The organism is Blastococcus sp. SYSU D00813, assembly GCF_054050735.1.
Genome location: NZ_JBJGZX010000046.1, coordinates 1 through 10848 on the forward strand (window position 1 = coordinate 1; position 10848 = coordinate 10848).

A 10848-nucleotide genomic window follows, 5' to 3' on the forward strand; every position below is an offset into this window, starting at 1 on the left:
GGGTGTCGTCCGGTGGGTGTGGGGGGGGCGGGGGGCCCCGGCGGGGCGGGGGGGGGGGGCCCCCCCGCGGCCCCCCCCCCCCCCCCCGCGGGTCCAGTCGATCAGCGGGGTGCCGTAGAGGTCCGCCAGGTTGGTCGCGTCCACGCCACTCCCGACCCGGCGGCGCCGGCGGACTCATCGGTCAACGGGCGATCCGGGCGGCCGCGATCCGCTCCCCGACCACCTCCAGCAGCTCCGCGGCACGGGCCATGCTGCGGGCGGGGTCGGGCTCCAGGTCGCGCAGCTCGTGGACGGCGGCGAGGCCCGCCGCGGCGGCGTCGGGCAGCTCGCTGCGGCCGGCGACGGCGACCACCGCCGCGCCGGCGCCCCCCCCCGCCGCCGGCCCCCCCCCCGCCCCCCAGGCCCCCCGCCTACGTCCAGGACCCCCACCCCCCCCCCCCCCCCCCCCCCCCCCCCCCCCCCCCCCCCCCCCCCCCCCCCCCCCCCCCCCCCCCCCCCCCCCCCCCCCCCCCCCCCCCCCCCCCCCCCGCCGCGGCGGCGGCCACCCCGAGCGGCCCCTTGCCGCGCAGGCTCTGCGCGTCCAGCCGTCCCTCGCCGACCACGACCAGGTCGGCGCCACGCACGGCCTCGGCGAAGCCGGTCAGCTCCAGCAGGAAGGCGATGCCCGGCACGATCCGGGCCCCGAGCAGCGCGGCGGCGCCGAAGCCGAGCCCGCCGGCCGCGCCGGCGCCCGGGAGGTCGCGCAGGTCCCGGCCGGTGGTGGCGGCCACGACGTCGGCCCAGCGGGTCAGCGCCCGGTCGAGCAGCGCGACGGTCCGCGGGCCGGCGCCCTTCTGCGGGCCGTAGACCGCCGCCGCGCCGGCCGGGCCGGTCAGCGGGTTGTCGACGTCGCAGGCCACGAGGAGCTCGACGCCGGTCAGCCGCGGGTCCAGGCCGGCGAGGTCGAGCCGGTCGAGGGCGAGCAGCGCGGCGCCGCCGGGCCCGACCGGCGCGCCGTCGCGGTCGAGCAGCCGGGCGCCGAGGGCCGCCGCCGCGCCGGCCCCGCCGTCGGTGGTGGCGCTGCCGCCGACGCCGAGGACGACGCGCCGGGCCCCGGAGTCGAGGGCCGCCGCCAGCAGCCCGCCGACGCCGGCGGTCGAGGCGGTGCGCGCGGTGGCGTCGTCCGGCGCGCCGGGCAGCCTGCCGAGCCCGGCCGCGGCGGCCGTCTCCACCACCGCGGTGCCGTCCCGGACGGCGAGCGTCCCCTCGACCGTTGCGCCCAGCGGCCCGGCCACCCGCACGGGCACCGGCGCGAACCCGTGCCGCAGGACCAGGTCGACGGTGCCCTCCCCGCCGTCGGCGACCGGGTGCTCGACGACGTCCGCACCGGGCGCTCCCCGGCGCAGCCCGCGGGCCAGGGCGGCGGCGGCCTCGGCCGCGGTCAGCGAGCCCTTGAAGGAGTCGGGGGCGACGACGACCCGCGCACCTGCCATGCGCCCAGGGTGCCCGGTCGGCGGGCGGCAGGATGAGCGCATGGACCTGGGACTGCGCGGGCGGCGGGCGATCGTGACCGGCGCGAGCCGCGGCATCGGGCTGGCGGTCGCCGAGGCGCTGGCCGGCGAGGGCGCGTCCGTGGCGCTGGTGGCGCGCGACGCCGCCGGGCTGGCCGCGGCCGCCGACCGGGTCGCCCGGCACGGCACCCCGGTGCTGCCGCTGTCGGCCGACACCACCGACGACGCCGCCGTGCGGGCGATGGTCGGCCGGGTGGTCACCGAGTGGGGCGGGGTCGACGTCCTGGTCAACTGCGCGGCCCGGCCCGCCTCCGCGGGCCCCACCCCGCCGCTGGCCGAGCTCGCCGACGACGCCGTCCGGGTCGAGCTGGAGACCAAGGTGCTGGGCTACCTGCGCTGCGCGCGGGCGGTCGCGCCGCACATGGCCGCGGCCGGCTGGGGCCGGATCGTCAACGTCAGCGGCCTCAACGCCCGCCGCACCGGCTCGCTGGTCGGGTCGGTGCGCAACGTCGCCGTCGCGGCGATGACGGCGAACCTCGCCGACGAGCTGGGGCCGTCGGGCGTCACCGTCACCTGCGTGCACCCGGGCACGACGGTCACCGAGCGGACGGCGTCGGTCGTCGCCGAGCGGGCGGCGCGCGAGGGCGTCGACGGAGCGGAGGCGGCCCGCCGGATGGCGGCCGGCACGAGCATCGGCCGGCTGGTGACCGCCGCGGAGGTCGCCGACCTGGTCGCGTTCCTGGCCTCGCCGCGCAGCGCCGGCATCACCGGGGAGTCGATCGCCGTCGGCGGGGGCAGCCGCGGCGTCATCCACTACTAGGCGGCGGCGTCCACGCGTTCCAGGAAGCGGAGCGTGCGGGCCAGCAGCAGGCGGGCGGCGGCCTCGTCGTAGCCGGGCAGGCCCGGGTCGGCGAACAGGTGCGCCGTGCCTGGGTAGAGGAACAGCTCGGCGTCCTCGGAGCAGGCCACGAGGGCGCGGGCGGCGTCGAGGTCCCCCTCGCCGGTGAAGAGGGCGTCGTCGGTCATGCCGTGCACCTGCACCGGCACACCGGCCGGCCAGCGGTCGGCGAACGTGGTGGCGGGCACGCAGCCGGAGTAGAGCAGCGCGCCGCGGGCGCCGGGCCGGGTCTGGGCCAGCGCCTGCGCGGGCAGCACGCCGAGCGAGAAGCCGGCGTACACGCAGCCGCCGGGCAGCCCGTCGACGGCGCGCCGGCCTCGCTCGACGACGGTGTCGAAGCCGATCCCCTCGGCGTACGCGACCCCGTCGGCGAGCGTGGTGAAGGTCCGTCCGTCGAGCAGGTCCGGCGCGTGCACGGCGTGCCCGGCGTCCGCCAGCGCCCGGCGGAAGCCGGCGAGCCCCGGGGTGCACCCGTGCACGGAGGAGAAGACGACGACCTCGGCCACGCCGCTCCCATCCCCCTCCGGTTCACTTCTCAACCAGTCGACCGAGGAGACGCAGAATGCCGACGCCGGGCACGCCACTGTCGAAGCTGGGCTTCCTGACCATCGGGTCGTTCGACCCGGCCGACCCCGCGCCGGGGCACGAGACGACGCTGCGGGTCGTCGAGCTCGGCGAGGAGCTGGGCTTCGACAGCGCCTGGTTCCGCCACCGGCACCTGCAGTACGGGATCTCCTCCCCGGTGGCGGTCATGGCGGCGGCCACGCAGCGCACCCGGCGCATCGAGCTCGGCACCGCGGTGACGCCGCTGGGCTGGGAGAACCCGCTGCGGCTGGCCGAGGACTGGGCGACCGTCGACGTCCTGTCCGGCGGGCGCCTGAACCCCGGCGTGAGCGTCGGCCCGCCGATGCACTGGGACGACGTCAGGGCCGGCCTCTACCCCGACACCGCCGACGCCGAGGACTTCTCCTACGAGCGGGTGCTGCGGCTGCTGCGGTTCGTGGCCGGTGAGCCGGCCAGCACGTTCTCCGGGCGGGAGGGCGTGGTCGAGGAGTTCTCCGACCGGGTGCAGCCGCACTCGCCGGGGCTGCGGGCGCGCATGTGGTACGGCGGCGCGGGGCTGCGCTCGGCGGTCTGGGCCGGGGAGCACGGGATGAACCTGCTGACCAGCAGCGTCGTCCGCTCCGGGGAGGTCGACGGCGTGGACCCGGCCGACTTCGCCGGTCTCCAGGCCGCGCACCTGCGCGCCTTCCGGGCGGCCCACCCGGCCGGCCGGGCCTCGCAGGGGCTCGTCGTCATCCCCACCCACACCGCGACCGCCGACCAGCGGGCCCGGTACGAGGCCTACGTCGAGGCACGCACCCCGCGGACCCGCGAGCCCCAGGGCACGGGCCGGATGCTCTTCGCCCGCGACCTGATCGGCCCGGCCGAGGCGATCGCCGAGCAGCTGTACGCCCACGCCGGCTTCCGCGAGGTGGACGAGGTGGTGTTCGCGCTGCCGTTCAGCTTCGCCGACACCGACTACGTGCAGATCCTCACCGACGTCGCCACCCGCCTGGGCCCCGCGCTCGGCTGGCGCCCGGCCGCCTGACCCGGGGTGAACCGCCGGGGCGCCGGCGGCCGAACGCCGTGCGGTGGGGCCCCGCCCGCCGCCTCGGGGGGCGGGGCGGGGTCTCCCGGACGGCGCCCGGGCCCGCTCGCCCGGCCGTCCGCGGCCCGCTCGCGCCTCCCCCTCGCGGGCGGGCCGCCCCTGCCCCTCCGGGTCTCCCCCGCCCGGCCACTCCGCGGGCGCTCTCCGCACGGTGCCGGCCCGATCCGGCCCGCAACGTGCCGGACCCGCCCGCAGGGTGCCGCCCCACGGCACCGGTGACGACCCTGCGGGTTCCCCGCGCCGATCTCGCGGTCGACGTGCGGGGACCCTGCGGTGCGGTCGGCAGAGTCCTCCGTGTCGCCGGGCCACGGGGGACCGGCGGCGACGAGCACGGGGGAACGGGCCCCGCTCACCAGCCTCGGGGGAGGGTCGGTGGGCGGGGCCCGGCTCGTTCCCGCCCTCGCGCACGGACCGGTCGACGTCCCCGGCCGGGAGGCGGATCATCCCGGTCGACGCCGACGGGAGGGCCCGCGTGACCGAGCCGACGGAACCGCTCGCGCTGCGCCCCGGGCTGGCGCTGCTGCCGGTGGCCGGGCCCGTCACCGAGAGCGTCGTCCCGCCCGCCGCCGAGCACCGGGTCTACGTCAACGTCGGCCGTCCCTACCGGCTGGTGGAGACCCTCGACGGCGGAGAGCACCGCACCCCCGGCCTGCCCGGGGACGTCGCGGTCGTCCCCGCCGGGCTGCCGTTCGCCGTGCGCAGCCGCGACCACGCGCCGCAGCAGGTGACCTCGCTGGTGGTCGCCGTCGCCCCCGGGCTGCTCGAGGAGGTCACCGACGGCCGGCGGGTCGAGCTGCTGCCGGTCGTGGGCGCCCGCTCCCCCGCCGTCTCCCCGCTCGCCGGGCTGCTGCACGCCGGCCTCGCCGACCGCACCGACCTGGGCCGGCTGGCGCTCGGGTCGCTGGCCACGGCGCTGGTGGCGGCGCTGGCCCGGGACCACTCCGCCGGCCGCGCCCGGGCCGCCCGGGAGCCCGGCGGCCTGTCCCGCGGGCAGCTGGCCCGCGTCACCCGCCACGTCGAGGACCACCTCGCCGAGCCGCTGACCGTGGCCGAGCTCGCCGCGCTGGCGCACGTCAGCGAGTTCCACTTCAGCCGGCTCTTCCGGGCCGCCACCGGCAGCAGCCCGCACCGGTACGTGCTCGGCCGCCGGGTCGCCCGCGCCCGCGAGCTCCTCGAGACCACCGGCCTGCCCGTGTCGGCGGTCGCCGCCCGGTGCGGCTTCGCCGACGCCAGCCACCTGACCCGGCACACCCGCCGCGCGCTCGGCGCGACGCCGGCCGCCCTGCGCGGCCGCTGACCGCAGGGACGTCCACCCCCGCCGCAGGGACGTCCACGCCCCGGGGTCCCCGTCCCGGCGAGCCTGGACTCCCCGACGGACCGAGGAGGACCCCATGGACGACACCGACCGGGACCTGGCGCTGGTGCGCGAGGTCTACGACGCCTTCGGCCGCGGCGACGTGCCGCGGATCACGGCGCTGTTCGCCGACGACGGGACGGTCGTGCAGTCCCCGGCTCTGCCCTGGGGCGGCGAGCACCGCGGGCACGCCGGCCTCGGGCACTTCCTGACGACGCTGGTGACCCACCTCGACTCGCACCCCGAGACCGAGCGGCTGCTCGCCGACGGCGCCGGGCACGTGGTGCAGGTCGGCCGGACCCGCGGCAGCGTGCGCGCCACCGGGGCGCCGTTCGACGTGCCCGAGGTGCACGTGTTCACGCTGGCCGGCGGCCGGGTGACCCGGTTCGAGGCCTACCTCGACACCGCCGCGATGCTCGCGGCCCTGCGGGCAGGCGCGCCGGCGGGGGCAGCCCGATGAGCACCATCGAGCTGTCCGCGAGCGTCGACGTGGACCGGCCGGCGGACGACGTCTGGCGGGTCGTCGCCGACTACTCCCGCGACCCGGAGTGGCGGCGGGGGGGTCGCGACCATGGCGCCGAGCACGGTGGGTCCGGTCGTCGTCGGCACCACGACGGCGGAGGAACTGCGGATGGCCGGCCGCACCTGGGACAACACCGGCGTCGTCACCTCCGTCGACGCCGGCCGGCGGTTCACCTGGCGCACCACGAGCGGGGTGCCCGCCTCGGGCAGCCGCACCGTCACCCCGCTGCCCGGGGACCGCTGCCGGGTCGACCTGACGTTGGCGGTCACCCCGCCCGGCGTGCAGCGGCTGCTCCGGCCGGTGCTCGCCCGGCTGCTCGCGCGCGGGCTGGCGGCCGACGCCGAGCGGCTGCGGGTGCTGGTCGGGGCCGCGGCCCTCAGAGGCTGACCGCGACCGTCGCCGCGAGCTCCCGGACCGCCTCGAGGTCGGCCGGCCCGGGCGCCCCGGTGAGGCTCAGCGGGGCGGCGACCTGCTTCCACCGCAGCGCCCCGGTGACCTTCGTGATGCTGGTGAGCGCGCCGGCGGTGTCGTCGTTGCCGTGCACGTACACCCCGAACGGCAGCCCGACCGTGGCGTCCAGGCACGGGTAGTAGACCGTGTCGAAGAAGTGCTTGAGCGCCCCGGACATGTAGCCGATGTTGGCCGGCGTCCCGAGCAGGACGCCGTCGGCGGCGAGCAGGTCCGCCGCCCCGGCCGAGAGCGCCGGCCGCAGCTCGAGCTCGACCTCCTCCACCATCGCAGCCCCCTCGCGGACGGCCTCCAGCACCGCCTGCAGGGCCGGCGAGGGGGTGTGGTGGACGACGAGGAGGCGCGGCACGGCGGCATCCTCCCTCAGGACGGCGGACCGAACCGGCCGGCCTCGGCGACCAGCTCGTCGAGCACCCGGCGCACCACGACGCGCTCGGCGGCGTCGGGTCGCAGCAGCGCCTCGACCCGCCGCCCGGCCCGCACCCCGGCCAGCGGCACGAGCCGCACGCCCGGGGAGGCGCCGCCGGTGTGCCGCGGCAGCAGCGACACCCCGTGGCCGGCCGCCACCAGCGCCTCGACCACGGAGAAGTCGTTGATCCGGTGGGCGATCCGCGGCGGCGCCCCGGCGGCGGCCGCGACCGCGTCGAGCACCGTGGCCACGGGGAAGCCCTGGCGGACGGCGATCCACGCCTCGTCGGCGAGGTCGGCCGGCCGCACCGACTCCCGGCCCGCCAGCGGGTGCCCGGCGGGGACGGCGACGTCCAGCGGCTCGCGCAGCAGCGGGACCACGCGCAGCCGCGAGCCCGCCCCGGGCCAGCCGGCGCCGCCGTCGGGCCGGTGCGCCACCACGACGTCCACCCGGTCGGTGAGGCCGGGGAACTCGTCCTGGGCGACGTCCTCGTCGGAGCACTCGAGGTCGATCCCGCCGAGCTCGCGCACCCGGGTCAGCAGCCCGGGCAGGAGCAGCTGCGCGCCGCTCTGGAAGGCCGAGACGCGCACCGTGCCCTCGGGCCGGTCGAGGAAGACGGCGCACGCCGCCCGCGCCCGCTCCAGCGCCACCGCGACGTCGACGGCGGCGTCGGCCAGCGCCTCCCCGGCCGTGGTCAGCCGCAGCCCGCGCCCGACGCGCTCGGTGAGGGGCACCCCGGCGTCGCGGGTCAGCACCGCCAGCTGCTGCGACACCGCCGACGGCGTCAGGTGCAGCACGGCCGCCGCCGCGCTGACCCCACCCTGCGTGCGCACCGCCCGCAGCGTCTCCAGCGCCCGCACGTCCATGCAGCGAAGCTACAAGGTCGTGTGAGGATCATTCGCTGGTGCTGCACGGACCGGGCGCCGAGGCTGGGTCCGTGCCCACGCGTGACCGCCTCCTCGCCCTGCTCGTCGCGGTCGTCTGGGGCCTGAACTTCCCGGCGATCCACCTCTCGCTCGAGCACTTCCCGCCGTTCTTCCTCGTCGCGCTGCGGTTCGCGCTGGTCGCCGTCCCCACAGTGCTGCTGGTGCCCCGGCCCGACGTGCCGCTGCGCTGGCTGCTCGGCTACGGGTTCGGGTTCGGCGTGCTGCAGTTCGTCTTCCTCTACGCGGCCATGGACGCCGGCATGCCCACCGGCCTGGCGTCGCTGGTGCTGCAGTCCTCCGCCCCGTTCACGGTGGTGCTGGCCGGGCTGCTGCTGGGCGAGCGGCTGAGCGCCCGGCAGCTGGCCGGCACCGGCATCGCGGTCGCCGGCCTCGGCGGCATCGCGCTGCACCGGGCCGGGCTGGACGGCGGCGCCACCCTGCTGCCGGTCGTCCTGACGCTGTGCGGCGGCCTGGGCTGGGCGCTGGGCAACCTGTGCAACCGGCAGGCCCGCCCCGCGAAGCCGTTCCGGCTGACGCTGTGGGTGACCGTCGTCCCGCCGCTGCCGATGCTCGCCGTGTCGCTGCTGGTCGAGGGGCCGGTGCGGATCGGCGCGTCGTTCACCGGCCTGGGCACCCGCGAGGGGCTGCTGGCGCTGGCCGGGCTCGCGTTCACCGTCGTCGTCGCCACGCTGCTGGGGTCGGGGATCTGGACGGCGCTGATGAGCCGGCACCCCTCGGGCGTGGTGGCACCGTTCTCGATGCTCGTGCCGGTGGTCGGGACGACGTCGGCCTGGCTGCTGTTCGGGGAGGCGACCCCGCCGGTGGAGCTGGTCCTCGGCGCCGTCGTGGTGGCCGGCGTGCTCCTCGGGTCGCGGCCGCCCCGCCCCGCCGTCCCGGCTGCCGAGAACCCGGGCGACGCCGCCGTGGCGCACACGGCAGGATCGAGGGCGTGACGCACTCGCCGACCGACTCCGACACCGGCCAGACGCAGCGCCCCACCCCACCCGCGGCGATCTCCTTCGCCCGGGGCGCCCCCTCCACCGACATCGTCGACGTCGAGGGCCTCAAGCAGGCCGCGGTCGCCGCCTTCGACAGCGACCCCGCGGGCGTCACCGGCTACGGCACCGCGATCGGGTACGTGCCGCTGCGCCGGTGGATCGCCGAGAAGCACGGCGTCCCCGAGGACCACGTGCTCGTCACGAACGGGTCGATGCAGGCCGACGCGTTCCTCTTCGACGAGTACGTCACCCCCGGCACCCCGGTGGTCACCGAGCGCCCCACCTACGACCGCACCCTGCTCGGCCTGCGCCAGCGCGGCGGCGACGTCCACCTCGTGACGCTGCAGGAGGACGGCATCGACGTCGACGAGGTCGAGGCGCTGCTCGCCGGCGGCCTGCGCCCGGCCCTGGCGCACGTCATCCCGAACTTCCAGAACCCCGCCGGGTACACGCTGTCGCTGGCCAAGCGGGAACGGCTGCTGGCACTGGCCCGCGAGCACGGCTTCCTGCTGTTCGAGGACGACCCCTACGTCGACGTCCGGTTCACCGGCGAGCCGCTGCCGCGGATGCTGGAGCTCGACGGGGGCGCCGACAGCCGGCAGGTCGTCTACGCCTGCTCGTTCTCCAAGACCGTCTGCCCCGGCATCCGCGTGGGCTACCTGGTCGGGCCGCCGGCGGTCATCGACCGGATCCGGGTGCGGGCGACCAACACCTACATCGCGCCGAACATGGTCGCCCAGGCCACCGTGTACCAGTACGTGTCCGGCGACCGGTTCCCCGCGGCGCTGGAGCGGGTCAAGAGCGCGCTGGCCGAGCGGGTCGGCGTCCTCGACGAGGCGCTGCGCACGCACCTGCCGCAGGCGACGTTCCGCCGTCCCGAGGGCGGCTACTTCCTGTGGGTGAGCCTGCCCGAGGACGAGGGGCACGACGTCGCGGCGATCGTCCGCGAGGCCACCGCCCGCGGGGTGACGATCGTGCCGGGCACCGACTTCCTGCTCGAGGGCGGGCAGAACGCGTTCCGGCTGGCCTTCTCCGGCGTGACCGCCGACGTGATCGACGAGGGCGTGCGCCGGCTCGCCGAGGCGGTCGCCGCCGCCCGGGGCTAGCTGTACTGACCGGACAGGTTGGTCAAGCGGGTGATTGGCGGGCGGCGTTCGGTCTCGGTGTGGGGCCGGTGATGGTTGTACTCGTGCAGCCAGCCGGGCAGGGCTCTGCGGCGGGCTGACTCGCTGAGGTACTGCCGGCGGAAGGCCCAGCCGTCGGCCATGGTGCGGTGGAAGCGCTCGATCTTGCCGTTGGTCTGCGGGCGGTAGGGCCGGGTGCGCTTGGGCGTGATGCCCAGCTCCGCGCAGGCGTCGCGCCAGGCGTGAGCGCGGTAGGCCGAGCCGTTGTCGCTGAGCACTCGTTCGACGGTGATGCCGCGGGCGGCGAACCAGGCCACGGCGTTGCGCAGCACGCCGATCGCGGTGGCGGCGGTCTCGTCGTCGTGGATCTCGGCGTAGGCGACGCGGCTGTGGTCGTCGAGCACGGTGTGCACGAACGCGGTGCCCATTTTCGGGTTGTGATGGCGGTTGCGCGGCTTGCCCGGGGTGGTGGCTCGGTTCTTGTCGCCCTGGGGGCGGCCGACGTAGCGCCAGCCGCCGCCGTCGGGGATGTTGCCCAGCTTCTTCACGTCAACGTGGATCAGCTCGCCGGGGCGGTCGCGTTCGTAGCGGCGGATCGGCTCGCCGGTGGCGCGGTCGACGTGGGAGAGCCGGTTGATCCGGCAGCGGCGCAGCACCGCATGCACCGTGGAAGGCGCGCGGCCGACCCGGTCGGCGATCGCCACCGGACCCAGCCGCTGTTTCCAGCGAAGGTGCACGATCTGGCGCACCACCGGCGCCGGCGTGCGTCGCGGGGACGAGTGCGGCCGGGAGCTGCGATCGACCATGCCGGCCGGCCCCTCGGTGCGGTAGCGGTCGGCCCAGCGCTTGGCCGTGGGCCAGGCGACGTTGAACACCGCCGCGGCATACGAGATCGACCAGCCGTCCTCGACGATGGCGCGCGCCATACGCAGACGGTGGCGTGGAGTCAGGGCGGCATTAGCGTGAGGCAGGAGGACCTCCGGGGATCGTGCAGTGGTCGCCTTCAG

At 77.5% G+C, this 10848-nt stretch carries 13 protein-coding genes; 7 read left to right on the plus strand and 6 right to left on the minus strand.

The window, feature by feature from the left end:
* Window positions 1-181: 181 nt before the first annotated feature.
* Window positions 182-352: a hypothetical protein gene (locus ACI8AX_RS21330; RefSeq protein WP_456551870.1), complete on the minus strand. Its 171-nt coding sequence runs from the start codon at window positions 350-352 to the stop codon at window positions 182-184.
* Window positions 353-410: 58 nt separating this feature from the next.
* Window positions 411-1472 (minus strand): glycerate kinase, encoded by a 1062-nt coding sequence (locus tag ACI8AX_RS21335; RefSeq protein ID WP_456551871.1) that lies wholly within the window; start codon window positions 1470-1472, stop codon window positions 411-413.
* A gap of 40 nt (window positions 1473-1512) precedes the next feature.
* Here ACI8AX_RS21335 and ACI8AX_RS21340 point away from each other — a divergent pair, with 40 nt between their 5' ends.
* Window positions 1513-2310 carry an SDR family NAD(P)-dependent oxidoreductase gene (locus ACI8AX_RS21340; protein WP_456551872.1) on the plus strand — a complete coding sequence of 266 codons (798 nt, stop codon included), beginning with the start codon at window positions 1513-1515 and terminating at the stop codon, window positions 2308-2310.
* On the opposite strand, the gene ACI8AX_RS21345 is transcribed toward ACI8AX_RS21340, so the two are convergent.
* Window positions 2307-2894: a dienelactone hydrolase family protein gene (locus tag ACI8AX_RS21345; protein ID WP_456551873.1), complete on the minus strand. Its 588-nt coding sequence runs from the start codon at window positions 2892-2894 to the stop codon at window positions 2307-2309. The genes ACI8AX_RS21340 and ACI8AX_RS21345 overlap by 4 nt on opposite strands.
* A 56-nt stretch (window positions 2895-2950) precedes the next feature.
* Between ACI8AX_RS21345 and ACI8AX_RS21350 the strand changes: the two genes are divergently transcribed.
* The 4 genes from ACI8AX_RS21350 to ACI8AX_RS21365 all read left to right on the plus strand — a co-directional run bounded on the left by ACI8AX_RS21350 (window position 2951) and on the right by ACI8AX_RS21365 (window position 6303).
* Window positions 2951-3979, plus strand: a complete 1029-nt coding sequence (locus ACI8AX_RS21350) for an LLM class flavin-dependent oxidoreductase (RefSeq protein ID WP_456551874.1) — start codon at window positions 2951-2953, stop codon at window positions 3977-3979.
* Window positions 3980-4511: 532 nt separating this feature from the next.
* Window positions 4512-5336, plus strand: a complete 825-nt coding sequence (locus tag ACI8AX_RS21355; protein WP_456551875.1) for a helix-turn-helix domain-containing protein — start codon at window positions 4512-4514, stop codon at window positions 5334-5336.
* 94 nt (window positions 5337-5430) lie between these two features.
* Window positions 5431-5853, plus strand: coding sequence for a nuclear transport factor 2 family protein (locus ACI8AX_RS21360; protein WP_456551876.1), 423 nt, complete (start codon window positions 5431-5433; stop codon window positions 5851-5853).
* Between the two features lie 111 nt (window positions 5854-5964).
* On the plus strand, window positions 5965-6303 hold the full coding sequence (locus ACI8AX_RS21365) for an SRPBCC family protein (RefSeq protein WP_456551877.1): 339 nt from the start codon (window positions 5965-5967) through the stop codon (window positions 6301-6303).
* Here ACI8AX_RS21365 and ACI8AX_RS21370 read toward each other — a convergent pair.
* Together ACI8AX_RS21370 and ACI8AX_RS21375 are read right to left on the minus strand one after the other, a co-directional pair.
* Window positions 6293-6733, minus strand: coding sequence for an NAD(P)H-dependent oxidoreductase (locus tag ACI8AX_RS21370; protein ID WP_456551878.1), 441 nt, complete (start codon window positions 6731-6733; stop codon window positions 6293-6295). The two genes, ACI8AX_RS21365 and ACI8AX_RS21370, sit on opposite strands and share 11 nt — an antisense overlap.
* A gap of 14 nt (window positions 6734-6747) precedes the next feature.
* On the minus strand, window positions 6748-7659 hold the full coding sequence (locus tag ACI8AX_RS21375) for a LysR family transcriptional regulator (RefSeq protein WP_456551879.1): 912 nt from the start codon (window positions 7657-7659) through the stop codon (window positions 6748-6750).
* A 71-nt stretch (window positions 7660-7730) separates the two neighbouring features.
* On the opposite strand from ACI8AX_RS21375, the gene ACI8AX_RS21380 reads away from it, so the two are divergent.
* Window positions 7731-8672, plus strand: a complete 942-nt coding sequence (locus tag ACI8AX_RS21380) for an EamA family transporter (RefSeq protein ID WP_456551880.1) — start codon at window positions 7731-7733, stop codon at window positions 8670-8672.
* Window positions 8669-9823 carry an aminotransferase-like domain-containing protein gene (locus ACI8AX_RS21385; protein WP_456551881.1) on the plus strand — a complete coding sequence of 385 codons (1155 nt, stop codon included), beginning with the start codon at window positions 8669-8671 and terminating at the stop codon, window positions 9821-9823. The genes ACI8AX_RS21380 and ACI8AX_RS21385 overlap by 4 nt, the downstream gene beginning before the upstream one ends.
* Here ACI8AX_RS21385 and ACI8AX_RS21390 read toward each other — a convergent pair.
* Window positions 9820-10812, minus strand: coding sequence for an IS481 family transposase (locus tag ACI8AX_RS21390; RefSeq protein WP_456551900.1), 993 nt, complete (start codon window positions 10810-10812; stop codon window positions 9820-9822). The genes ACI8AX_RS21385 and ACI8AX_RS21390 overlap by 4 nt on opposite strands.
* Window positions 10813-10848 lie beyond the last annotated feature (36 nt).